The 22939-nt window shown below is 72.1% G+C and carries 18 protein-coding genes; 8 read left to right on the plus strand and 10 right to left on the minus strand.

Going from position 1 to position 22939, the window contains the following annotated elements:
• Positions 1–33: 33 nt before the first annotated feature.
• Genes ACLQ3B_RS29575 through ACLQ3B_RS29590 form a run of 4 tightly spaced genes read left to right on the plus strand, consistent with a single transcriptional unit; the run spans position 34 to position 4857 of the window.
• Positions 34–999, plus strand: a complete 966-nt coding sequence (locus ACLQ3B_RS29575; protein ID WP_425783975.1) for an NAD-dependent epimerase/dehydratase family protein — start codon at positions 34–36, stop codon at positions 997–999.
• Positions 996–2423, plus strand: a complete 1428-nt coding sequence (locus ACLQ3B_RS29580; RefSeq protein ID WP_425783976.1) for a lipopolysaccharide biosynthesis protein — start codon at positions 996–998, stop codon at positions 2421–2423. The genes ACLQ3B_RS29575 and ACLQ3B_RS29580 overlap by 4 nt, the downstream gene beginning before the upstream one ends.
• Entirely contained in the window at positions 2420–3607 is a 1188-nt protein-coding gene (locus tag ACLQ3B_RS29585; RefSeq protein ID WP_425783977.1) for a glycosyltransferase, read from the plus strand. The genes ACLQ3B_RS29580 and ACLQ3B_RS29585 overlap by 4 nt, the downstream gene beginning before the upstream one ends.
• Positions 3604–4857, plus strand: a complete 1254-nt coding sequence (locus tag ACLQ3B_RS29590; protein WP_425783978.1) for a glycosyltransferase — start codon at positions 3604–3606, stop codon at positions 4855–4857. The genes ACLQ3B_RS29585 and ACLQ3B_RS29590 overlap by 4 nt, the downstream gene beginning before the upstream one ends.
• 57 nt (positions 4858–4914) lie before the next feature.
• Here ACLQ3B_RS29590 and ACLQ3B_RS29595 read toward each other — a convergent pair whose 3' ends face one another.
• From ACLQ3B_RS29595 to ACLQ3B_RS29605, 3 genes are read right to left on the minus strand one after another with little or no spacing between them, the layout of a single operon-like run.
• Complete coding sequence (locus tag ACLQ3B_RS29595) at positions 4915–6384, minus strand: O-antigen ligase family protein (protein ID WP_425783979.1); 1470 nt, start codon at positions 6382–6384, stop codon at positions 4915–4917.
• Positions 6385–6443: 59 nt separating this feature from the next.
• A complete protein-coding gene (locus ACLQ3B_RS29600) occupies positions 6444–7436 on the minus strand; it encodes a dTDP-4-dehydrorhamnose reductase family protein (RefSeq protein WP_425783980.1) in 993 nt (330 codons plus the stop codon).
• The gene (locus tag ACLQ3B_RS29605) at positions 7433–8476 is read right to left on the minus strand and encodes a polysaccharide biosynthesis protein (RefSeq protein WP_425783981.1); all 1044 of its coding nucleotides are present in this window, start codon (positions 8474–8476) and stop codon (positions 7433–7435) included. Before ACLQ3B_RS29605 ends, ACLQ3B_RS29600 begins: the two co-directional genes overlap by 4 nt.
• Positions 8477–8869: 393 nt before the next feature.
• On the opposite strand from ACLQ3B_RS29605, the gene ACLQ3B_RS29610 reads away from it, so the two are divergent.
• From ACLQ3B_RS29610 to ACLQ3B_RS29620, 3 genes are read left to right on the plus strand one after another with little or no spacing between them, the layout of a single operon-like run.
• A complete protein-coding gene (locus tag ACLQ3B_RS29610; RefSeq protein WP_425783982.1) occupies positions 8870–9481 on the plus strand; it encodes a sugar transferase in 612 nt (203 codons plus the stop codon).
• Positions 9478–10404, plus strand: coding sequence for an NAD-dependent epimerase/dehydratase family protein (locus ACLQ3B_RS29615; RefSeq protein WP_425783983.1), 927 nt, complete (start codon positions 9478–9480; stop codon positions 10402–10404). The genes ACLQ3B_RS29610 and ACLQ3B_RS29615 overlap by 4 nt, the downstream gene beginning before the upstream one ends.
• A 5-nt stretch (positions 10405–10409) precedes the next feature.
• Entirely contained in the window at positions 10410–11651 is a 1242-nt protein-coding gene (locus ACLQ3B_RS29620) for a glycosyltransferase family 4 protein (RefSeq protein ID WP_425783984.1), read from the plus strand.
• 13 nt (positions 11652–11664) lie between these two features.
• On the opposite strand, the gene ACLQ3B_RS29625 is transcribed toward ACLQ3B_RS29620, so the two are convergent.
• The 3 genes from ACLQ3B_RS29625 to ACLQ3B_RS29635 all read right to left on the minus strand — a co-directional run bounded on the left by ACLQ3B_RS29625 (position 11665) and on the right by ACLQ3B_RS29635 (position 15810).
• A complete protein-coding gene (locus ACLQ3B_RS29625) occupies positions 11665–12093 on the minus strand; it encodes a hypothetical protein (protein ID WP_425784008.1) in 429 nt (142 codons plus the stop codon).
• A 27-nt stretch (positions 12094–12120) separates the two neighbouring features.
• On the minus strand, positions 12121–13005 hold the full coding sequence (locus tag ACLQ3B_RS29630; RefSeq protein ID WP_425784009.1) for an aminoglycoside phosphotransferase family protein: 885 nt from the start codon (positions 13003–13005) through the stop codon (positions 12121–12123).
• Positions 13006–13275: 270 nt separating this feature from the next.
• On the minus strand, positions 13276–15810 hold the full coding sequence (locus ACLQ3B_RS29635; protein WP_425783985.1) for a Tex family protein: 2535 nt from the start codon (positions 15808–15810) through the stop codon (positions 13276–13278).
• Positions 15811–15982: 172 nt separating this feature from the next.
• Between ACLQ3B_RS29635 and ACLQ3B_RS29640 the strand changes: the two genes are divergently transcribed.
• Complete coding sequence (locus ACLQ3B_RS29640; RefSeq protein WP_425783986.1) at positions 15983–17494, plus strand: deoxyguanosinetriphosphate triphosphohydrolase family protein; 1512 nt, start codon at positions 15983–15985, stop codon at positions 17492–17494.
• A gap of 110 nt (positions 17495–17604) precedes the next feature.
• Here the strand turns inward: ACLQ3B_RS29640 and ACLQ3B_RS29645 are convergent, their stop codons facing one another.
• From ACLQ3B_RS29645 to ACLQ3B_RS29660, 4 genes are all read right to left on the minus strand, one after another.
• Complete coding sequence (locus tag ACLQ3B_RS29645) at positions 17605–18744, minus strand: MBL fold metallo-hydrolase (RefSeq protein ID WP_425783987.1); 1140 nt, start codon at positions 18742–18744, stop codon at positions 17605–17607.
• 123 nt (positions 18745–18867) lie between these two features.
• Entirely contained in the window at positions 18868–19872 is a 1005-nt protein-coding gene (locus tag ACLQ3B_RS29650; protein WP_425783988.1) for a serine hydrolase, read from the minus strand.
• Between the two features lie 112 nt (positions 19873–19984).
• Positions 19985–20914, minus strand: coding sequence for an SDR family NAD(P)-dependent oxidoreductase (locus tag ACLQ3B_RS29655; RefSeq protein ID WP_425783989.1), 930 nt, complete (start codon positions 20912–20914; stop codon positions 19985–19987).
• A gap of 55 nt (positions 20915–20969) precedes the next feature.
• The gene (locus tag ACLQ3B_RS29660; RefSeq protein ID WP_425784010.1) at positions 20970–22154 is read right to left on the minus strand and encodes a zinc-dependent alcohol dehydrogenase; all 1185 of its coding nucleotides are present in this window, start codon (positions 22152–22154) and stop codon (positions 20970–20972) included.
• Positions 22155–22939 lie beyond the last annotated feature (785 nt).

The following is a 22939-nucleotide window of genomic DNA, read 5'->3' on the forward strand; positions in this document are numbered from 1 at the left end:
TAAGCTGGCTTTCACGCGTAAACGGGGGGTTCTATGCGCACTTTGATCACCGGCGGAGCCGGTTTCATCGGGTCCAATCTGGCCCGTGCCGCGATGGTCGATCCCGCCGTCCAGGGGGTTACCGTCCTCGACGACCTCTCGATCGGGCTGCGGGCCAACCTCGACGGCCTGGACGTCGAGCTGATCGAGGGCTCGATCCTGGACCCGGCCGCCCTGGACGTGGCGATGGCGGGCTGCGAGGCGGTGGTCCACCTGGCCGCGCTGCCCAGCGTCCCCCGCTCGCTGAACGACCCGTTGGCCTCCCACCACGCGAACGCGACAGGCACTCTCATGGTGTTGGAGGCGGCGCGGCGACACCGGGTCGGGCACGTCCTCGTCGCCTCGTCCTCGTCGGTGTACGGCATGAACCCGGCGCTGCCCAAGACCGAGCTGACCTGGACCCGCCCGATGAGCCCGTACGCGGCCAGCAAGCTCGCCACCGAGGCGTACGCCCTGGCCCACCAGGCGTCGTTCGGGCTGCCGACGTTGGCCTTCCGCTTCTTCAACGTCTTCGGCCCGGGCCAGCGACACGACCACGCCTACGCGGCCGTCATCCCCCGCTTCGTGCACGCCGCCCTGCGCGACGAACCCGCAGTGGTGCACGGCGACGGGACGCAGTCGCGCGACTTCACCTACGTCGGCACCGTCTGCGACGTCATCCTCGACGCGCTCCGCCGCCGGGTACACCACCCGCACCCGGTCAACCTCGCCTTCGGCGCCCGGGCCAGCCTGCTGCGGGTCCTCGACGAGCTGGAGTGGTTGTGCGGCCGGCCGATCGCCCGCGAGTACGCGCAGCCGCGCACCGGCGACGTCGCGCACTCCCTGGCCGACAACGCCACGCTGCGGCAGCTGTTCCCGGACGTCGCACCGGTCGCCCGCTCGGAGGGCCTGCGCGCGACAGTCGAGTGGATGGCCGGTCGGTTGGACGCCGAGCGTGCCGTAGCCGCCGCACCTCGGTGACCCAGGCAGCGAGTCGGGCCGTACCGGAGCCGGTGGCCTCGGTGGCGGCGGTTCCGGCCGCCGCGGCACCTGCCGACACCACTGTCGCGCCCGCCGCCTTGACCCCGGCGGCGTCGAAGGATCGGGACCGCACGGTCACCGTGGGCATCGCCGCCGCGATGGTGGCGAAGGGTATCGGCCTGGCCGCACCACTGGTCATCACCCCGGCCTGCTTCCGGTTCCTCGGCGACCAACGGTACGGCCTGTGGATGGCGGTCACCGCCCTCACCGGGATGGCGTGGTTCGCCGATCTGGGGCTGGGCAACGGGCTGCTCACCCGGCTCAGTCACCTGGCCGACGACCCCCGGCAACAGGCTCGCGAGGTCTCCAGCGCGTTCGCCACCCTCGGGGTGGTCGCGGTGGCGCTGCTGGCGGGTCTCCTGCTGGTCGTTCCCGTGGTGCCCTGGGCCGCGCTGTTCAACGTCAGTGACCCGGGTGTCGCCGCGGAGGCGCCCGCCCTGGTCCTGCTCTGCTTCGGCGCCTTCGTGGTCAACATTCCGCTCTCGCTGATCCAGCGGATCCAGTACGCCCGTGGCCAGGTGGTGCAGAGCAACGTCTGGCAGTCGGCCGGGGCGCTGGTGGCCATGGCGGCCGTGCTCGGCGCCATCGCCGCCGGGTGGGAGCCACTGGCGGTCATCGCCTGCGCGGTGCTGGCCGTGCCGGTGACCAACCTGCTCAACTGCGTGACCTACTTCTGGTTCCAGGATCGCGGACGGCGGCCGGGCCCGAAACTCGTGCACCGGACCACCGCCGTCGGTCTGCTCCGGCTGGGTCTGCGGTTCTTCGCGCTCACCGCGATGTCGGCGATCGCGCTGAACGTGGACAGCCCGCTTGTCGCGAACGTCCTCGGGCCCACCACTGCGGCGCACTACGCGGTCGTGGGGAAGCTGTTCGGCGTCCTCTCGATCTTCGTCGGGCTGGTCGGTATGACGGTCTGGCCGGTCAACGGCGCCGCTCTGGCCCGGGGTGAGGTGGCCTGGGTGCGCCGTAACACGCGCCGCATGGTGCTGCTCTACGGGGTGATCGTGGGGGCGGTCGGGGTCGTGCTGGTCGGCTACGGCCACCAGCTGATCGACAGGTGGGTGGGTGGCATCGACAGCACCGAAATCCCCGTCACGGTCCTGGTCGGGCTGGCGAGCTGGTCCCTCCTGATCGCGGTCACCTCCCCGCTGATCCTGGTGCAGAACAGCATCGGGCTGCTCCGGCCGCAGTTCGTCGGCTGGGCCACGTTCCTGCTGCTGGCGACCGCGCTGAAGATCTGGGGGCTGCGGCAGTTCGGGCTCGCCGGCCTGCCGGCGGCGGCCTGCGTCGCGTACGTGCTCACCATGTGGCCGGCCGTGCTGGTGGGATACCGCCGGGCCCTCCGCAGGGGAGAGCCGACGTGACCGGGGAGTGCCGGGTGCTGCGCGTCGTCGGCGAGCTGAACTTCGGCGGCACCGAGATGCGGACCGCGGAACTGCTACCCCGGCTCGCGGCGGCCGGTGTCCAGGTGCACCTGGTGACGCTCAGCGAGCGGATCGGTCCCGGCCCGCTGGCTGGCGTGGTCAGTCGGCACGGCGGCTCGGTCACCCCGATCCCGCTCGACCTCCGCTTCGCCACCCGCTTCCTGGGCCTGCTGCGGCGGCTGCGACCGGACGTGCTGCACGTCGACTGCGCCAACTTCTCCGGGGTGCTGCTCGCGCTCGCCGCCCTGTGCGGTGTGCGCGTCCGCGTCGCCCACTTCCGGGGAGACGACAACCAGCACCGCAACCTGCGCCGACGCGTCTACCGGTGGATCTGTAAAGGGCTGCTGTGGGCCTCCGCCACCGACATCCTCGGCGTCTCGTCCAGCTCGCTCACCTTCGCCTACGATCCGCGCTGGCGCGATGACCCCCGCTGCCAGGTGGTCCTCAACGGACTAGACCTGGACCGGCTGCGCCTACCCAGCCAGGACGACCTACGTGAGTTGATCGGCGCACGCCCGGCCGAACTGGTCTGCGTCAGCGTCGGTCGGGCTTCGCCGGAGAAGCGGCGCTGGCTCCTGCCGCCGATCCTCGCCGAGCTGCGGGCTCGGGGAGTGGAGGCCCACGCGGTCCTCATCGGGCCGGGCGACGACGCCGACGACGAGCGTGTCCGGGTGGCGGCGGCCGCCGCCGGTCTCGCCGACCGGGTGCATCTGCTGGGCCCGCGCGACGACGTGGGCGGGCTGCTGAGCCAGGCCGACGTGGTGGTCCACCCGTCCTGCCTGGAAGGGCTGCCCGGGGGCGTGCTGGAACCCGTCGCGTTGGGCATCGGCACGGTGGCCGCCGACCTGCCGGGGGTCCGCTTCATCGGCGAGCACCTACCCGGCGTGACAATCGTCGACACCGACGCCCCACCGAGGCGCTGGGCGAGTGCGGTGTGCGCGGCGGCGTCGTACACCGAGCAGACCTTGGCCTCGGCGGCGGCCGAGCGGTTCACGGGCAGCGTCTTCGCCATCGACACGGCGACCACCACCCACCTGACGATCTACCGACGGTGGGTCTCGGCCCGCCCGCACCACCCGGTGCAACCCCGACCGCCAGCCTTCTCGACACGGGGAGAGAAATGAACCATCAGACAACCGTCATCCGCCGGCGACCACGGCTGGACGCCGGGGCGGCCGGGCGGGCTGAGCGGCCGCGTCCAATGCTCGTGGGCGCGTACGCGTTTCCGCACGGGGACGCCACCTCCAACCGGCTGTTGCAACTCGCCCGCTCCGCCGCGCCCGACGGCGCGCAGACGCTTGTCGTCAACGACTGGCCCTGCGAGGTGGCCGTTCCGGCCGGGCAGCCCGACGTGGCCGGCATCGACCTGGTCACCATGCGGATCCGGGGTCGGCACCACCTCACCCGCGCGTCGGCCCGGCTGGCCCGACCGCTGCGGGTGCTACGGGCGGTCCGCCGGGCCGGCGTGGGGCGCGGCGAGGTGAGCGCCGTGCTGTTGCCGATGGCCCTGCTGACCCTTGGCAACTGGGCGACCCTGCGCCTCGTGCTGCGGTGCCCGGTGGTGGTGGACGCCAGTGAGCGCCACGACCGACGGCAGTTCCGCCACGGCTGGCTCACCCCGTACTTCGTCCGACATCGCTGGTCGACGTTCCTGGCGACCCGGCTCGTCGACCGGGCCACGGCGGTCTCCACCACGCTTGCCGACTACCTGACGGGCCACGGCCTGGAGGTGCTGGTGGTGCCTCCGCAGGTGGACTGCGACGAGTACCGGGCGCCACAACCACAGCCGATCAGCGACGGCCTGCGGCTGCTCTACGCCGGCACCCCCGAACGTAAGGACATGCTCGACGTGATCCTGCGGGGGATCAGCCGGCTCGCCCCGCAGCACCAGCGGCGGGTCAGCCTCACCATCGCCGGCGTCAGCGCCGCCGACGCCGCCGCCCACTCGGACCTGGACGTCGGGGTGCTGGACGCGGTCTCGGCCGACGTCCGGTTCCTCGGTCGCGTCCCGCGGGAGACGGTGCTGACCCTGCTGTCGGAGTCGCACTTCTCGATGCTCGTCCGCCCCACCGGCGGGTACGCGGCCAACGGGTTTCCGTCAAAGGTGCCGGAGAGTCTCGCCGCCGGGTGCCCGGTGCTGCTCAACCACACAAGTGACCTGGCCACCTATGTGCACGACGGGGTCGAGGGGTTGGTGCTCGACGGCAACGGCCCGGACGACGTCCGTAACGCCATCGAGCGGGCGCTGCGGCTGCGCGACGAGGAGTGGATGGCGATGAGCAAGGCGGCCCGGTCGCGGGCCTCGGAGTCGTTCGACCACCGGGCCTGGCGGGACCGGGTGAGCGCCTTCGTGACGGCCGGTCGGGGCAACTGAGCTGACGCCCACGGGTGCACGCGTCCGGGCGTCCCGGTGGCAGCCGTCGGCGGGCTCTCAGCGCAGCAGGCCCGCGGGTTGCCGCGGTGCTTTGTCGTCGAACACGCCGGCCCGCTGCTGGCGTGCCTCCGTGTGCGGCAGGTTGGCGTGGGCGGCGGCGTCCCGGTCGGTGGGGTCCGGCCTCTTCGGCAGGTGCAGCAGCGCGGCGGCGACCACGGACCAGAACACGTACGGGTAGGTCTGGCCCGTGCCGAACATGGCCGACTCGGTGACCTGGATCAACAGGCCGGTGACGACCAGCCAGACGAGACCCGCGTCGGCTCGGCGCACCGGGGCCCGCAGGACGACCCGTCCGGCGGCCACGAGCAGCAGCACCAGCGGTACCACGGCGGCGAGCCCCAGCTCCAGCAGCAGTTGCAGGTAACTGTTGTGCACCACGCTGACGCCGGCGGTCCCGAAGAACTCGTCGGCGCCGGCGAGCTCGAACAGGTGGTTGCGCGACGCGTACCCGAAGCCCTGCATGGGGTGGTTCTGCCACCACAGGTCGATGGTCGTCTGCCACATCTGGGTCCGCCCGTTGGACAGGTCGCCGTCGGTGGGGTCGGTGAAGCGCAGGACGAACTGGCGCATCCAGGGTGCGGCGAAGATGGTGGGCAGCAGGTTGAGCAGGTGTGCCACCAGCAGCAGGGCGGTCACCCCCGCGGCCAGGCGGACCATCCGGCCGAGCCCGTAGCGCAGCACCAGCCAGAGCGCGCCGACGAGCACGGCGATCAGCGCGGTACGCGACTGGGACAGCAGGAGGCTGGCGGCGGCCGGCACCATGCCGACAAGTGCGATGTGCCGGCGGGACTGCCGGTAGACGGCCCAGCCCAACGGAATCGTCAGGGCGCAGACGATGCCGAGCATGTTCGGGTTGTTGTAGAGGCCCTGGAACCGCGTGACGCTGGAGGTCGCGGCGACGAGTGAGCCGTCGACGAGCCCGATGCCGAGACTGACCACGATGGACGCGGCGAGGACCAGGTAGACCACGCGCAGGTCGGCCATCATGACCGCCCGGTCGGGCCACCGGCGCTGGACGAGTACGTGCACCAGGGCGGCCAGCAGCAGCAGCGCGACGCCTCGCTGGAGGGTCTCCATCGGCACCACCGACCAGGCGAAGCTCACCGTGGCGAGGCCGCCCATCGCCCAGAGCGCGGCGACGAACACGCGGGTCCAGACATCGGTGCGTGTCGGCGTCCGGCCCGGAAGGCAGAGCCCCCAGAGGACCAGGCCGGCGACCGCCGCGTACCGGGGATAGAAGCTGGCCTCGACCAGCGCCGGCACGTTCGACGAGGCGCAGACCAGAAGGCTCATGGTCAGGGCCAGCATCCACCGCCAGCCGTCCACCCGCCGGGAGAAGGCGAGCAGCAGCACCAGCCCCACCAACCCGGTCGCGACCAGCGGGACGTTGATGGCGGCGATGGTGGTGATAACCACCAGACACGTCGCGCCGACGAGCAGGCCCAGTTGACCCATCCGGTTTCCCACGTGATGTTCCTTTGAAGTCCGGCCGCCGGCGTTGCCGGCGGTCGTCGGGTGGACAGCCCTCAGCGAGGCACGTCCTGTAGGCCCGGTTGGGCCGGTTCGACAGCCCAGCGGGCCCTGGCGGCGTGCATCGCCCGGATCATGTCCGGCCAGTTCGGCGGCCGATAGCCGGTGGCCTGGGCGAGGGCGTCCGCTTTCATCGACCGGTCGCAGGTGAACTCGTCGTCCGGCACGATGTCGCCGGGCCACTCGTACACCTCGGCGATCAGGCGGAGCAGGTCGTACTTGGAGATCGGCTCGGCGGCCACGTGGTAGAGCCCGGTCAGCTCCGGCCGGGGCAGGATCACCGTACGGAGCAGTCGGGCGAACTCGACTGTCGTCACGCCGCTGTAGATGGCCCGGGTGAAGCCGCGTACCCGCACCCGCTGCGACAGGAACCAGTCCACCAGCGAACGGTTCGTGACCAGCTCGTGCCCGATGATCGACGTGCGGAGGGTGAGCGCGGAGACCCCGCGCGCCTCACCCAGCAGCTTGGACCGCCCGTACAGGTCGGGCGGGTCCGGCAGGTCGTCCTCGACGTAGCCGCCCCGTCGGCCGGAGAAGACGCAGTCGGTGCTGACGTGGATCAGGCGGCTGCCGAGTTGCCCGCAGGCGTCGGCGAGCAGATGGGGAAAGAGCGCGTTGATGGTGACCGTCCGCACCGCGTCCTGCACGTCCGGCCGTTGCTTGATCACACCCACGCAGTTGATCACGACGTCCGGCCGCAGGTCGTCGATGAGCTGCCGGACCTGGCCGAAGCGGGTCGCGTCGACGGCCGGGGTGATCCGGTCGAGCAGCCGCTGGGGGTAGTACCCCGCGCGGTCCTCGATGCTCCGGGCGATGCCGTGGACGTCGAGCTCCGGATCGTCGCCGAGTTCGCGGATGACCGCGTGGCCGAGCATGCCGGTGACGCCGACGACGAGGACCCGTCGCGTCGGGCGAGGGTCGTTCTCGCCGGGAACGCTGCGTCGACGGGGGACCAGTTCCGGTCGCCGTCCGCCGGTACCGGTGCTCATGCCGTTACGACCGCCGTCGCCGCGGCCTCGACCTGCGTCCGGACCTCGGGCAGCGTCAGCAGCAGCGCCTCGATCTCCGGTACGGACAGCCGCCGGGCGTTGTGCGAGTGGAAGTCGGCCATGCTGCCGCCCTCGACGTCGCCCTCCTCGAAGTAGAGGGAGTAGTTGAGGTCACGGCTGTCCACCGGCACCCGGAGGAACTCGCCGAGATCCTCGACGTGGGCGAGTTCCTCGCGGCTGGCCAGGGTCTCGTACAGCTTCTCCCCGTGCCGGATGCCGAGCACGTTGAACTTCGCCGGGACCCGGAACAGGTTGCACAGCGCGGTGGCCAGATCGCCGATGGTGCAGGCGTCGGCCTTGCGGATGAAGACGTCACCCGGCTGGCCGTACCGGAAGGCGTGCTCCACCAGGTCGACCGACTGCGGCAGGGACATCAGGAACCGGGTCATCGACGGCTCGGTCACCGTCGGCAGCCCGCCGCGCAGGATCTGGTCGATGAACAGTGGGATCACCGATCCGCGCGAGTACATGACGTTGCCGTAGCGCACGCAGCAGACCCGGGTACGGGCTTGGGGATTGTTGCGGGAGTGCGCCTGCGCGACCTTCTCCATGAGGGCCTTGGTCATGCCCATCGCGTTGACCGGATAGACGGCCTTGTCGGTGCTCAGCAGCACCAGCGCCTCGACGCCGACCCGCTCGCAGGCGTCCACCACGTTGGCGCTGCCGAGCACATTGGTGCGCACGGCCTCCAACGGGAAGAACTCGCACGAGGGAACCTGCTTGAGGGCCGCGGCGTGAAAGACGAACTCCATTCCCCGCGCGGCCTTGAGCACACTGTCGTAGTCCCGGACGTCACCGACGTAGTAGCGGACCCGGTCGTCACCGAGGCGGTGCCGCATCGCGTCCTGTTTCGACTCGTCACGGCTGAGTACGCGCACCTCGGCGGCGCCGGCGTCGAGCAGTCGGGAGACCATCGTCTGGCCGAATGATCCGGTGCCACCGGTGATCAGGAATCGCCGGTCCGAAAGCGAGGAAATCACATCTTCTCCTGCCTGTTTCCCGGGGGGATCCTCGGGAATCGGATTCTCGTCGAACGCGACCCTACGCGTGCATAAGAGGCGCCGTGGCTTCTTCCGCTAAGAGGAATCCGAGTCGCGTTCGCTGTTCGTGGCGGCCCGTTCGACAAATACGCGAACGAGGATCGGCGTTGCCGAAGTAGCCGTTCGGCCCCCCATTGTCGACGCGCCGAAGTCGTTAGCGCTAAAGACGGAGTTGGTGCTCTGGAAAGGTGGTATGCGTACTCCATGCCAAAAGTTGCTCTCCACGCGGCGTACCCGCGTGCTGGTGCTTCCGACCTGCGGACCGGTCGGGAAAAACCTCGGGACGGCACCACGACACGGCGACCGTACGATCGCTGGAAGCGGCTTCTCGACGTGCTCGGCGCTCTTCTCGTCCTGCTGCTCGGCGCTCCCGTGCTGGCCCTGGTGGCCCTGGTCGTGCTGGTGGCGCACGGGCGTCCGGTGCTGTTCCGGCACACCCGCCCCGGCCTGCACGGCGAACTCTTCGAGGTGGTCAAGTTCCGGACCATGCGCCACCCCGACCCGGACCGGGGGCTGGTGAGCGACGCGGACCGCCTGACCCGGGCGGGCCGCTGGTTGCGGGCCAGCAGCCTCGACGAGTTGCCGGAGTTCTGGAACGTGCTGCGGGGCGAGATGAGCGTGGTCGGACCCCGCCCGCACCTGGTCCGCTATCTCAGCCTCTACAACCCGGAACAGGCCCGCCGGCACGACGTGCGGCCGGGCATCACCGGCCTGGCCCAGGTGCGTGGCCGCAACGCGCTGGACTGGGACGCGAAGTTCACCTACGACGTCGAGTACGTCGACCGCCGTTCCTTCCTGCTGGACCTGCGGATCGTCCTGGCCACGATCTGGGTGGTGCTCAGCCGCCAGGGGATCTCCGCTCCGGGTGCGGCCACCTGGCACGAGTTCACCGGCAACCCGCCCGCGCGGGCGACCGCCGAACACGACCCCGCCCACCGGCGATGAGCCGGGTCCTGCTCCTGGGCGCCGGTGGATTCCTCGGCCGGCACATCCGCACGGCGCTGGCCGCCCACAGCACCGTCCGGTCGATCACCCGCGCGGAGTGTGACCTGGTCCGGGTCGAACTGCGCGACCTGACCGCGCTGGTCGCCCGGGAGCGACCGGACGTGGTGGTGACGGCGGCCGGGCGGATCGTCGGCTCCGGGTACGACTTCGTGCAGGCGCACGTCGTTGCGACCGCGAAACTGATCGAGGCGGTGGCCGCCGCCGCCCCCGGAGCCCGCCTGATCCGGATCGGCTCGGCCGCCGAGTACGGCGCCGTGCCGCACGGCCTCGCCGTCAGCGAGGACTACCCGGGCACACCCGTCAGCGAGTACGGGCTCAGCCACCTTGCCGCCACCCGGTTGGCGGAGTTGGCGGGTGATGCCGGCCGACTCGACACGATGGTATTGCGGATCTTCAACCCGGTCGGGCCGGGAATGCCGCCGGGCAACGTGCTCACTCGGGTGACCGCGATGGTGAGGTCGGCGGTCGCCACCGGAATGGGGGAGATCGCCGTGGGCCTGCACGACACGTACCGGGACTTCGTCGACGTGCGGGACGTCGGCACGGCGGTCCTCGCCGCGGCGCGCTGCCGGCCGGGGCCCACGCGGGTCTTCAACGTGGGCAGCGGCAAGGCGGTGGCGACGCGCGACGTCGTACAGCTGCTCGCCGAGGTGTCCGGCTTCACCGGCGACATCCGCGACGGCAGCTTCGCGCCGGACGCCAGCCGCTCGGCCGCCGTGCCCTGGATGTGCGCCGACGTCGAACGCGCCAACCGGGTGCTCGGGTGGGCGCCCGCGTACGACCTCGGTGAATCGCTGACCACGCTGTGGCAGGCCGACGGCGAGCGGTCCGCCCGCCCCGTCGCCGGCTCGGCGGCGAGGTGAGGCCCATGCGGATCGGCATGCTCACCCAGTGGTACGACCCGGAGCCGGGCGCCGCCGCGCTCCCCGGGATGCTCGCCCGGGCCCTCGCCCGCCGAGGACACGAGGTCCAGGTCCTCACCGGCTTCCCCAACTACCCGACCGGCGAGTTGGCGCCCGGCTACCGGGTGACACGCCGCCTCGACGAGGTCGACGGGACGACCCGGATCCGCCGGGTGGCCCTCTATCCCAGCCACGACCGCTCCGCGCTGCGACGGATGGCCAACTACGGCTCCTTCGCCACCTCCGCGCTGGTCTCCGGCACGCCGGCCCTGCGCGGCCTGGACGCCCTCTGGGTCGGGAACTCACCGATCAGCGTCGCCCTGCCCATGTGGTTCACCAGATACGTGCAGCGGGTGCCGGTGCTACTGCACGTCCTGGACCTGTGGCCGGACAGCGCGTTGGCCAGCGGCTTCCTCGGCACCGACCGGGTGTCGCGGATGATCGAGCGGGGAATGGCCGGCTGGTGCGGTGGGATGTACCGCAGCGCCGGCCGCGTCGCGTACGTCTCGCCCGGCGCCGCCGACCTGCTCGCCAGCCGGGGCGTGCCCCGGGAGAAGCTCGTCCACATTCCGGTGTGGGCCGACGAGACACCGCAGACCGGCGTCGCGGACCTCCGCGCGGAGCTGGGGCTCCGCGCGGACCAGGTGGTGCTGGTGTACGCCGGCACGCTCGGTGAGGCGCAGGGGCTCGACTCGCTCATCGACGCCTGCGCCCGGATCCGCGACCCGCGGCTGGTCTGTCTGATCGCCGGCTCCGGAACCACCGAGGAGCGGCTACGACGGCGGGCCGAGGAGCTGAAAGCGACTCATGTGCGTTTCCTCGGGCGGCTGCCCCGGGAGCGGATGCCCGCGCTGATGGCCACCGGCGACGCCCACTACGTGAGCCTGCGACCCGGCGGCATGTCGGCGTACACGATGCCCAGCAAGGTACAGGCCACCCTCGCCGCCGGGCGGGCCCTGCTTGTCGCCGCGGAAGGGGACGCCGCCGCCGTCGCGCGGGACAGCGGCGCCGGTATCACCGCTCGACCTGGTGACCCCGACTCGATCGCCGACGCCCTACGGGAACTCTGCGGCCTGGGCCGAGAGAAGCTGGAGCTGCTCGGTCAGGCCGGCCGGGCGCACTACGACCGGGCCTTCTCCGTCGCCGCCGGTGCCGAGCGGGTCGAGCGGGCGCTGTGCGAGGCGATGGAGAGCCACCGACGGCGTTGACCCCGGTGCGGCGTCAACGCCAGTCGTCGCCCGCCGCGAGGCGCTGGCTCAGCAACGCCTCCAGCGGCATGGACTCGCCGTCGCGGCCACCCCGGCCGATCACCAGCGGCGGCGGGGACGGCTCGGGCGTCGCGCCGAGCAGCAGCGAACGCAGGCTGGCCGGCACGGTCAGCAGGTAGAAGCGCCCCTGGGTGTCGACCGCCCGGCTGCGGGCCCGGTCGACGTACCAGCCGGTGAGGCTGGTGCGATACCGCTGCCGGCCATCGTAGGACGTCGCGCTGAGCCGCACCGGACGCAGCCCGCGCTCGGTCGCCTCGGCGGCGAAGCGCGTCACAAGCGTCGCCGCCGTGGCCTGCTCGGCGGCGCGGGCCCGAGCGTCCGCGTCGGCATGCGCGCGCACCGCCCGTTCCCGCCGGTCCCGCCAGTTCTGGTCGTCGCCCACCACGGCAGCCACGGTACGCGACCAGATTCAGTCGAGGACGGCCAGCAGAGTGTGCCGGGCGATGCCGGCCATCACCGGGTTGGTGTCGACGTAGTAGGGCAACGCGTTGATCGCCTGCTCCAGGGCCCAGCCGCGCCCCCGCTGCCAGGTCGCGTCGTCCACGCCCAACGCCCGCCGGTACGTCTCCCGGGAGCCCGCGTCGAACAGGTTCCACGCCGGCATCAGGTCCACCGCGGGGTCGCCCACGCCGACCGCACCCAGATCGATGACCGCAACCAGCCGGCCGTCGCGGACCAGCAGGTTGCCCGGCATCAGGTCACCGTGGATCCACCGGTCGGCGGCGTCGTCGCGGCGCGCGTCCCGGCACCGCTCCCACACCTCGATGAGCGCGGTGGTGTCGGTGAGCGCGCCGCTGACCGCGAGCGCGGCCCGTACGCTGGCGTCCTCGGCGGCCAGCGGCCCACCGCGCCCGTTCCCGGACCAGACCCGCCCACCGGTGTCGATGCCGCGCAGGGCCGTCACCACGCTGGCCAGGTCGCGGGCGAAGACGTCGAGGTCGTCGATCCGGTCGCGCTGGGCCGTCTCCCCCGGGATGAACTGGTACGCCGTCCACGGCCCGGGGTACCCGTCGCCCGGCTCGCCGAGGCCGAGCGGTTCGGGCACCGCGACCGGCAGGCGCGCGGCGAGCAGCACCGCGTACTCCTGCTCGCGCCGCAGCTCGGCGCGCAGCTCGGGGTCGGTCGAGGGGAGCAGCGGGAACCGCAGCACGATGTCCGGGCCGAGCCGGAACAGGGCGTTCACCGTGCCGGTCGAGGGGAGCGGCCGGATCGGCAGGCCCCGCCACCGCGGAAACTGCTCGGCCACCAGCGCGGTAACCACGTCCACGCTCACGTCCACCTGATCGGCGTGCATTCTCACCGCGAGATCATCACCCCGAACCCCACCGCCCCGCGAGCGCATTTTCCCCCGGCCGCGCCCGCGCCGATCTTCTAGTTTTGGTCGTCGAGATAGGTGGAATGCCGGCTTATGTCGGGACGGTAAGTGCAAGATCGACGGAGAAGGGCAGCTCGGCTTTGTCGATCATGGAGTTGTGGTGCCTGGTTTGGCTTCATGCGGGCGGTTTGTCGCCCACCACAACTCCATGATCGACGGGACGGCGCGGGGTTGACGTGTTGAATGGGGTCAGGCCAGTCCGGCGCGGCGCAGGGCTTCGGCCATCGCGTCGTTGGCCGGCGCCGGTGCGCCCTGCCGCTGCTGCCCGCCGCGACCGCCGTGCCCGGCGCCGCGACCGGCCTGGCCTTCGCGACCACCCTGCCCGCCGCGACCGGCCTGGCCTTCGCGACCACCCTGCCCGCCGCGACCGGCCTGGCCTTCGCGACCGCCCTGGCCGCCGCCGCGACCGCCCTGCGGCGCGCGCTGCGCCGGGCCCCGGCCCTCCTGGCCGGTCCGGCTGCTACCACCACCGTCGCCGGTGGCCGGCTCGTCGTCCAGGCGCAGGGTCAGCGAGATCCGCTTGCGGGGTACGTCCACGTCGAGCACCCGGACCTTGACCACGTCGCCGGACTTCACCACCTCGCGGGGGTCCTTCACGAAGGTCCGGGACATCGCCGAGACGTGCACCAGACCGTCCTGGTGCACGCCGACGTCGACGAACGCCCCGAACGCGGCCACGTTTGTGACCACACCCTCCAGCACCATGCCCGGCGTCAGGTCGCCGATCTTCTCCACCCCTTCGACGAAGGTGGCGGTGCGGAACTCCGGGCGGGGATCCCGGCCCGGCTTCTCCAGCTCGGCGAGGATGTCGGTCACGGTCGGGAGGCCGAACCGGTCATCGACGAAGTCGGTGGCCCGCAGCCCTCGCAGGATGCCGCTCCTGCCGATCACCGAACGCAGGTCCTGCCCGGTGGTGGAGAGGATCCGGCGCACCACCGGGTACGCCTCGGGGTGCACGCTTGAGGAGTCCAGTGGGTCGTCGCCGTCCGGGATGCGCAGGAAGCCGGCGCACTGTTCGAACGCCTTCGGCCCCAGCCGGGCCACCTTCTTCAGCTCGGTACGCGAGCGGAACGGCCCGTTGGCGTCCCGGTGCAGCACGATGTTCTCGGCCAGGCCGGCGCCGATCCCGGAGACCCGGGTCAGCAGCGGCGCGGAGGCGGTGTTGACGTCCACCCCGACCGCGTTGACGCAGTCCTCCACGACAGCGTCCAGCGACCGGGACAGCTTCACCTCGGACAGGTCGTGCTGGTACTGACCGACGCCTATCGAACGCGGATCGATCTTGACCAGCTCCGCGAGGGGGTCCTGGAGGCGGCGGGCGATGGAGACCGCGCCGCGCAGCGACACGTCCATCCCGGGCAGCTCCTGCGAGGCGTACGCGGAGGCGGAGTAGACCGACGCTCCGGCCTCGGAGACCATCACCTTGGTCAGGTTGAGCTGCGGGTGCCGGGCGATCAGATCACCGGCGAGCTTGTCGGTCTCGCGGGAGGCGGTGCCGTTACCGATCGCGATCAGCTCCACCCCGTGCGCGCCGGCCAGCCGGGCGAGGGTCTCCACCGACGCGTCCCACTGCCGGCGCGGCTCGTGCGGATAGATGGTGTCGGTGGCGACCACCTTGCCGGTGGCGTCCACGACGGCCACCTTCACCCCGGTCCGCAGGCCCGGGTCCAGGCCCATCGTGGGCCGGGTGCCGGCCGGCGCGGCGAGCAGCAGGTCCCGCAGGTTGGTGGCGAAGACCCGCACCGCCTCCTCCTCGGCCGCCTGCCACAGCCGCATCCGCAGGTCCGCGCCGAGGTGGATGAGGATCCGGGTACGCCACGCCCAGCGGACCGTGTCGGTCAGCCAACGGTCGGCCGGGCGGCCCGCGTCGGACACCCCGAACCGACCGGCGATGGCCGCCTCGTACCGGGTCGGGCCGGTCGGTACGGCGTCTGCCTCGCCCGCCTCCTCCGACTCCATGGTCAGGTCGAGCACGCCCTCCTTCTCGCCCCGGAACATCGCCAGGATCCGGTGTGAGGGCAGCTTCGGGTACGGCTCGGAGAAGTCGAAGTAGTCGGCGAACTTGGCGCCGGCCGCCTCCTGACCCTCGCGTACCCGGGAGACCAGACGGCCCCGCGACCACATCTGCTCGCGCAGCGTGCCGATCAGGTCGGCGTCCTCAGCGAAGGTCTCGATGAGGATCGCCCGCGCGCCCTCCAGCGCGGCCGCGACGTCGGCGACGCCCTTCTCCGGGTCGACGAACCGGGCGGCGGTGGCGCGCGGGTCCTGACCCGGATCGGCCAGCAGCGTCTCGGCCAACGGCGCCAACCCGGCCTCGCGGGCGATCTGCGCCCGGGTCCGCCGCTTCGGCTTGTACGGGAGGTAGATGTCCTCCAGCCGGGACTTCGAGTCGGCGGCCATGATCTGCGCTTCCAGGGCGTCGTCCAACTTGCCCTGCCCGCGGATCGACTCCAGTACCGCGGCCCGCCGTTCGTCCAGCTCGCGCAGGTAACGCAGCCGCTCCTCCAGGGTGCGCAGCTGGGTGTCGTCGAGCAGGCCGGTGGCCTCCTTGCGGTAGCGGGCGATGAACGGCACGGTGGAGCCGCCGTCGAGCAGCTCCACGGCCGCCCGCACCTGACGCTCGGCCACGCCGAGCTCGTCGGCGATCCGCTGATGAACAGACTGGGTCACGATCTCGATCCGCCTTCGACTCGATCCGCCTTCAAAGAGCGGGTACGCCTGCATTCTGCCGGGCGCGCCGGTGCGCTGTCGCCGCGCCCGGCCGGGGCGGGGGACTGATCCGACGGGTCCCGGCCGGGGCGGGCGACGCGTCCCGGCCGGGGCCGGGGATCGAACCACCGCGCCCGGCCGGGGTGACCTGCGGCGGCCCCGTCGGGCCTGCGCTAGCGTGGCGATCATGGAATCTGCTGCGGAGCCGCGCGCCCGGCGGCTCTTCGGCGGCAGCGCCCGGGCCCTCGGCGACCTCACGGCCAACCCGTTCCGCGCCGACCGGGACCGGATCGTCGGCTCGCCGTTCTTCGCCCGCCTCGGCGGTGTCACCCAGGTGATCAGCCCGGTCGGCTCCGGGCTGCTGGTACACAACCGGCTCACGCACAGCCTCAAGGTCGCCCAGGTGGCCCGTGCGGTCGCCGAACGGTTGAACGCCGACGAGCGGTGGCGTGACCTGCTGGACAGGCTCGGCGGCTGTGATCCCGACGTGGTGGAGGCGGCGGCGCTCGCCCACGACCTCGGCCACCCACCGTTCGGGCACCTGGGGGAGCGGGTGTTGGACCGGCTGGCCCGCCAGCGCCTCGGCCTCTCCGACGGTTTCGAGGGCAACGCGCAGTCGTACCGGATCGTCACCAGCACCGAGATCCGCGGCGCGGCCACCACCGGGTTGGACCTGACCGCGGCGGTCCGCGCGGCCATGTTGAAGTACCCGTGGACCCGCCTGGACCACCCCGACCCGCACCCCCGCACCATGGACCCCCCGCCGCGCGGAGCCACCCCGCCGCCGGACGACCCGGACAGCGGCTCGTCGAAGTTCGGCGCGTACCGGACCGAACTGGACGACCTACGGCAGGCCCGGGAGCCGTTCGCCGGCCGCATCCCGGACTGGCAGCAGACCGTGGAGGCGTCCGTGATGGACACCGCCGACGACATCGCGTACGCCATCCACGACGTGGAGGACTTCTACCGGGTCGGCGTGCTCCAGCAGGGTTCGGTCTCCGCCGAGTTGATGGCCTGGCAGCGCGAGAGCGGGCACTTCCGGGCGATCACCGACGCGGCGCTGGCCACCGCGGCCCGGCGACCCGGGGCGGCGATCGAGCGGCTGCGCCGGCAACTGCACCGCAAGGACGCCTGGATCGCCGACGACGACGCGTTCGCCGCCGCCGTCGAGCACGTCCGCGAGGAGTTGGTGGACGGGCTGCTCGCGATGCCGTTCGACGGCTCGATCGAGGCCGAGCAGTACGTGGCGCGGTTCTCCGCCCGCTGGTCCACCCGCTTCGTCGAGGCGATCACCGTCACCGACCAGCCGTCGGTGCGCTCCGGGCACGTGCTGCTGGGCTGCGCGCAGTGGCACGAGGTGCAGGTGCTCAAGTTCGTCCACCACCGGTTCGTGCTGGCCCGCCCGGACCTCGCCCTGCACCAGCGCGGCCAGGCCCGGCTGCTGGGCACCCTTGTCGAGGCGCTCTGGGAGTGGCTGCTCGACCCGGAGGAGGAGTCCCGGCTGCCCCGCCGACTGCACGACCTGGTCGAGTTGGCCGAGGCGGAGCTGCACCCGCGTACCCCGGACCGGATCGGTCGCGCCCGGGGGCGAGCCATCGTGGATTTCGTCGCGCAGCTCACCGACGGTCAGGCGGTGGCCATGCTGGACGCCCTCTCCGGCCGGTCCGGCGCGCTCTGGACCGACGCGTTCGTGCTCTGACCCGGCTCAGGCGGTGCCTGCTCTGGCCTGACTCAGGCGGTGCCTGCTTTGGCCTGACTCAGGCGGTGCCTGCTTTGGCCTGACTCAGGCGGTGCCTGCTTTGGCCTGACTCAGGCGATGGCCTGCCACCAACCGTCGACGGCGGGCGGCTCGTCCACCACCACCCGCTCGCCCGGTCGGGGCACGGCGAGCCGCACGTCGCGGGCCTTCGCCTCGGCCCACAACCGGTCGACCGGCTCCGACCAGTCGTGCAGCGCCAGGTTGAACGTCGCCCAGTGCACCGGCATGAACAGCCCGCCGCGCAGGTCGAGGTGGGCGCTGACCGCCTCCTCCGGGAACATGTGGATCGTCGGCCAGGCCCGGTCGTACGCCCCGATCTGCATCAGCGTCACGTCGAACGGCCCGTGCTCGGCGCCGATCTCGGCGTACCCGTCGAAGTAACCGGAGTCGCCGGTGTAGAAGACCTTCCGGCGCGCCCCGGCCACCACCCACGAGCTCCAGAGCGTGCCGTCGCGACGCAACCCGCGACCGGAGAAGTGCTGGGCGGCGGTTGCGGTGATCTCCAAGCCGGCGACCTGGTGCGACTCGGACCAGTCCAGCTCGATGATCCGCTCGGCGGGTACGCCCCAGCGGTCCAGGTGCGCGCCCACGCCGAGCGGCACCAGGAACGGCGCGGACTGCCCGGCGAGCAGCGCCCGCACGGTGGCCATGTCGAGGTGGTCGTAGTGGTCGTGCGAGATCAGGATGGCGTCCAGCGGGGGCAACTCGTCGATGCCGACCGGTGGCTCGTGCAGCCGGCGCGGGCCGACCAGGCCCGAGGGGGAGCACCTGTCGCTCCACACCGGGTCGAGCAGCACCCGCCGCCCCTCGATCTCGATAAGCGTCGAGGCGTGGCCGTACCAGACGATGTTGAGCTCGTCGGCGGCCTCCGACGCGCCCGTGCTGGGGCGCACCAGCGGAACCGGCGCGGTCGGACGCCGCTTCTGCTTGCCGAAGATCAGCTCACGGAGCAGGTTGCGCCCCGGCTCGGCGATCATGGTGCGGGTGCCGGCCCGGTTGTGGAAGGTGCCCTCGCGGAACTGGGGCGAGCGGGCCGCCCGTTCCGCCCGTGCCCCGCTGAGCCGGCCACCCAGCGCGGCCGGCACATCCCGGGCGACCCAGGCCAGGCCGGCCAGCGCGGCCAGGCCCGCCGCACCCCGCATCCGCCGCCCGAGCGACCGTTCGACGTCCGTGTTCTGCGCTCGTGCCATTGCCGTCCCTCCGACGTGTCCGCCCTACACGGTAGTCACCCGGACCGACCCGTGCCTCGGCGGTCGCCACGCCGGGTCGGTCGCCGGCAGCGGCGACCGACCCGGGACGGGCCCACGGTGTGCCTAGCCGCCGTTGCTGGGGCGTCGGGCGGTGATCCGGAACGTCCTGCCCACGCCCGCGATCCGGTCCACCGCGGCCAGGAACTTGGGCCCCATGGCGGCCCGGGCCTGCACCGCCGGGTGGGTCGCGCCGAAGTCGTCCGGGTTGGCCTGCCCGTCGGCGAAGAGCGCGTACGTGAGCACCGCCGCGCCGGAGCGGTCGAAGATCACACCGGCCTCGTGCCGGGCGTCGGCGTACCAGCCGGCCTTGGTGGCGATCCGGGCCCGCTCGTCGGAGGACATCGTGCGCCGGATGCCGTCGGTGAACGCCACCGGGGAGCGCAGGATGCCCAACAGGTACGTCGTCGAGGCGGGGGAGAGCAGCGTGCCAGCGACCAGGGCGCGCAGCAGGTCGTGCGTCTCCCGAGGCGTGCTGGTGCCGAGGAAGAACCGGTTCGGGTTGGCCACCGGCTGGACCTGGGTGTTCGGGAAGCCCTTGGCGACCAGGATGGAGTTGATCTCGGCGGCCGGGGCGACCAGGCCGCACAACCGCACCGCCGTGTCGTCCGAGACGGTCAGCAGGTTGGCCAGCACGTGCCCGATGGTCACCAGGCTCGGGTACGCGCCGTCCAGGCTGAAGATGCCGTCCCCACCCGGTACGATGATCGCCGCGCTCACCTCGACCTGCTGGTCCAGGGTGAGCAGCCCGCGGTCGACCTTGTCGAGCACCGCCGTGGCAACGGCGATCTTGTTGACGCTGTACGCCTCGATCCGCCGGTCCGCGTCCGCCTCCACCGCGACCACCGGCGTGCCGGCCGGGTCGGCGACGCTGACGTACGCCTGCCAGTTGCCGCCGGCCTCGGCGCTGTGCTTGTCGAAGACCGAGGCGACCCGACGGGCGGCCCGAGCGGGGGTGGTCGGCGACGCCTCGGTGGTCTCGGCGGCGCTCGCCGGGGCGGCGGCGCCCAGCACCGTGCCGGCGGTGGCCACCGTGCCCAACCCGAGCGCGGTTCTGCGGTTCAGTCGCATGGTCAATCGTCTCCCCGATCGTGGTGCGCCAGAGCGCTTGCTGGCCCACCACCCTAGGCGAGTTGATCGATGCACGATGCCCCCGAATTTGTCCCGAACAGTCCCGAACAGGTCAGCCGAATCGTCGGCGCAGTGCGGCGCCCACCGCGCCGACCGGTCCGAACACGAGTCGCCGTAGGCCGGGCGCGTGACCGCCGCGTACCGCCTCACCGGCCGGGTTCGGAGCGAAGACGCTACCGTCGTTCGCCGCGACCGGCCGTCCACTCAGGCCGGCCAACCGCATCAGCGGCCCGACGAGGACGTCGTACACCCCCGGCAGCACGGTGAAGCCGGCGCGCAGCACCACGTTGAGCCGGCCCACTGACACCTCCCGACGGGGTCGGTCGACGCAGTCCACGATGGCCCGGGCCACCCGCTGCGGGCTGGCGACCGGCGCCGGCGGCCGCCCGACCCGGCCCAGATAGTTGGCCGCCTGCTGGTAGACGGGCGTGTCCACGCTGCCCGGGTTGACCAGACACAACCGGATCTCCGGGCTGCCGCGCAACTCCTGCTGCACCGTCCGGACCAGACCCTGCAACCCCCACTTGCTCGCCACGTACGCGCTCATGTACGGCGCGGTGACATGCCCGAGCACCGAACCGGTGAGGATCACCGTGCCGGCCCCGGCGGCCCGGAAGTGCCGCAACGCCACCCGCACCGAACCGGCGGCGCCGAGCAGATCGGTCCGTACCACCTGGTCGAAGACCCGCCCGGGCAGCTCGTCGAAACGCCCGTAGGCCATCACCGCCGCCGTGTGCACCCACACGTCGACACGGCCGAAGCGGTCCATCGCCGCGACCGCGAGAGCGTCCAACGCGTCCGGCCCGGTCACGTCTGTCGACACGGTCAGTACGTCGACGTCGGCGCACTCCGCGCGTACCTCGGCCAGGGTCGTGGCGGCGCGAGCGGCGAGGACCAGGCGGTCGCCGCGCTCGGCGAACGCCCGGGCCGTCGCCCGGCCGATCCCGCTGCTCGCGCCAACGATCACGACCACCCGGCTCACGGCGTCAACTGCGCTCGTGACTGCGGGGCTCGCAACCCCGGCTCACTCCTCGCACTCATGGTTCGAGCACGACCTTGATGCAGCCGTCCTCCTTCTTCTGGAACATCTCGTACGCCTGCGGCGCCCGGGCCAGCGGCATCCGGTGGGTACGCAGATCCTCCACGCCCAGCGGGTCGTCGTCACCGGCGAGCAGCGGCAGGATCTCGTCGGTCCACCGGCGCACGTGACACTGCCCCATGCGCAGCTGAACACCCCGGTCGAACATCTCCATCAGCGGCATCGGATCGGCCTCGCCGCCGTACACCCCGGAGATCGACACGGTGCCGCCACGACGGACCCCCTTGACCGCGGCGTGCAGGACGGACAGCCGGTCCATGCCGACCCGGTCGGTCATCGTCTGGGCCAGCTTGTCCGGCAGCAACCCGACCGCGGCGTGGGCCAACTTCCCCGCCGGCGAACCATGCGCCTCCATCCCCACCGCGTCGATCACCGCGTCCGGGCCGCGCCCGTCGACCAGGTCGATCAACGCGCCCGGCACATCGGACAGCTCAGTGACGTCGAGCACCTCGATGCCGTGCCGGCGGGCCAACTCCAGCCGCTCGGGCACCAGGTCCAGCCCGATCACCCGGCCCGCGCCGAGATGGCGGCCGATCCGCGCGCAGAACTGCCCGACCGGGCCCAGGCCGAACACGGCCAGGGTGCCGCCCGGCGGGGTGTCCGCGTACTTCACCGCCTGCCAGGCGGTGGGCAGAATGTCGGACAGGTAGAGGTAGCGCTCGTCCGCACCGGTCTGGGGGATCTTGATCGGCCCGAAGTGCGCCTGCGGGACCCGCAGGTACTCGGCCTGCCCGCCCGGCACCGAACCGTAGAGCGAGGTGTAGCCGAACAGGGCCGCACCCTTGCCCTCGCTGGTGACCTGGGTGGTCTCACACTGGGCGTAGAGCTGGCGCTCACACATCCAACAACTGCCGCAGGCGATGTTGAACGGCACCACCACCCGATCGCCCGGCTTGAGCCCGGTCACCTCCGACCCGACCTCCTCGACGATGCCCATCGGCTCGTGGCCCAGGACATCACCAGGCTTCAGGTACGGTCCGAGCACCTCGTACAGGTGCAGGTCGGAACCGCAGATAGCGGTCGAGGTGATCTTCACGATCGCATCGGTCGGCTCCTCGATCCGGGGGTCCGGGACCTCCTCGACCCGTACGTCTCGCTTGCCCTGCCAGGTGAGCGCCTTCATGTCCCTCATCCCTTCTCACTGCCGTCTCGGAAGACTGCTACCCGGGCTCGGGCACTTGAACCGGCCGCCTGTCCCGGTCCTGTCTCGCGGGCTCGCCTCGGGCCCGCCTCGCGCTCGCCTCGCGCTCGCCTCGCGCTCGCCTCGGGCCCGCCTCGGGCTGGTCGGTGGTTGCGGTGGGGCTGTGGGCCGGGCCGGGCCGGGCCGGGCCGGGTCGGGTTTGTGGGCCGGGCCGGTAAGCCGGGTTCGCGGTCCCGGCCGGTGGGCCGGGCTCGTGAGTCGGTCTGCTGTGGGGTCGGGTCCATGGATGGCTACTGCTCGTGCGCGTCGTGGGTGGGGCCGATGAGCCACACACCGTGCGGCGATTGCACGCCTTTACACCCTTTGTCGCCCTGGGGTGCGGCTCATCTTGGCCGAGATGGAGTTGATCCACTCGCGTTCCTTGAAGTCGCGGTATCCGAGGCTCGGTGACAGGCCGACTTCCTGAAACCCGAGTGGATCATGCGATGCGAGAGGGCAAGGCAAGGCTCGACAGGGGAGACGGAGCGCGAGCGGGCGGCACGAAGCGTGGCGGGGTGACGTGACGGGGCGAGCCGATGGGACGGAGCGTGAGGACGGCACGAAGCGTGGCGAGAGGGCGGGACGACGCGACGGGGGTCGCTGAAGCGGGCGACCAACGATGCGGCGACACCGCCGCGATCCCCAACGACGCCGCGTGGGCGAGAGCCACCCGCCGCGCCCGATGGGGCGGAGCACGAGGGCGGCGCGGCGTGGCCGGAGTGGGCGCG

The sequence above is a fragment of the Micromonospora sp. DT53 genome (assembly GCF_049841535.1).
Taxonomy (GTDB): Bacteria; Actinomycetota; Actinomycetes; order Mycobacteriales; family Micromonosporaceae; genus Micromonospora.